Raw genomic sequence first — 958 nt, 5'->3', positions numbered from 1 at the left:
GCCGACACCAGCATGAACCTGGGGCAGATCTCGGCCGCGCTGGATTTCTCCGAGCCAGCCGCGCTCACACACGCCTTCCGCCGCTGGTCGGGCATGACGCCCAGCGCCTGGCGTCGGGCGAACCGGCCGGAGCCGACGCGCCACTAACACCACGGAGATCCTCACCTCTGCGGGAGGAGGAACAGCGGACGCGGCGTGGTCACCCCGCTCCGGATGAGTGCAACCCCCTCCCCGTTCCGGAGAACCAGGGAGGGGATCTGCCTCCCCGCCGCTGATAGGTGCTGGGGCACGGCGGGCCGGCGCCAGCGACCATCAGGGCTCAGCCGGCCGCCCGATCCTGAGACTGCATGCTTATGGACGCCTTAACGCACGCCCGTCTTTGTGCTTGCCAGCGCCAACCTCATGCCAGAGCATCGTCGCGCACCCCGGCGGAAAGCCTCCGGGACGGCAGGCACGGGCCGCACTCAATCCCCCGATCAGGTCGCGGCCCGTGCCCCCGCTCCATAATCGCACTTACGCGATCCGGGTCGCTCCATAACGCCCAACCTGCGAACTGCGAGGTGCCCCTAGCCGGGTAGAACTTCGGGCACGTTTGCTCGTCCTGCCGAGAAGATGACGCCAGCCATGCCGGGTTGCTGCCACACGGTCTTGGCTCGGTGCGGCCCGCTCTGGCCGATGTAGAGGTCGAAGTAGGCCGGCACCCGCGTGCCAGCTGAGAACACCACGCGGGCGCCAGATGGCGAGAGATCGCTGATGAGGCACGACACCGTAGCAGATGAGCCGCGCACGAAGGTGGCGCGTCCTGGGATGCCTGTTTGCGCGCGCGGTGTGGTGCGATGTTCGAGCATGAGCAAGACCGCTTTTAGCCAAGCCCGAGCGTTGCCTGTTGCCGGTTAAGGGCCTGTTGCCAGTCGAGGATCCGCTTCGAGCGGACGCTGCGCACTAAGAGCGCGATGTC

The 958-nt window shown here is 67.4% G+C and carries 2 protein-coding genes; one reads left to right on the top strand and one right to left on the bottom strand.

What is annotated here, in order from left to right; all coding sequences use genetic code 11:
- The coding region (locus tag MOX02_RS30750) for a helix-turn-helix domain-containing protein (protein WP_147029534.1) at nt 1–147 on the top strand (147 nt) is incomplete at its 5' end.
- 419 nt (nt 148–566) lie between these two features.
- On the opposite strand, the gene MOX02_RS30745 is transcribed toward MOX02_RS30750, so the two are convergent.
- Nucleotides 567–854 (bottom strand): PilZ domain-containing protein, encoded by a 288-nt coding sequence (locus MOX02_RS30745; RefSeq protein ID WP_147029533.1) that lies wholly within the window; start codon nt 852–854, stop codon nt 567–569.
- Nucleotides 855–958: the final 104 nt, after the last annotated feature.

It is taken from the genome of Methylobacterium oxalidis, from assembly GCF_007992195.1.
GTDB lineage: Bacteria > Pseudomonadota > Alphaproteobacteria > Rhizobiales > Beijerinckiaceae > Methylobacterium > Methylobacterium oxalidis.
Note: the sequence above shows the minus strand (reverse complement) of the source record. Positions and strands in the feature narration are given on the sequence as shown.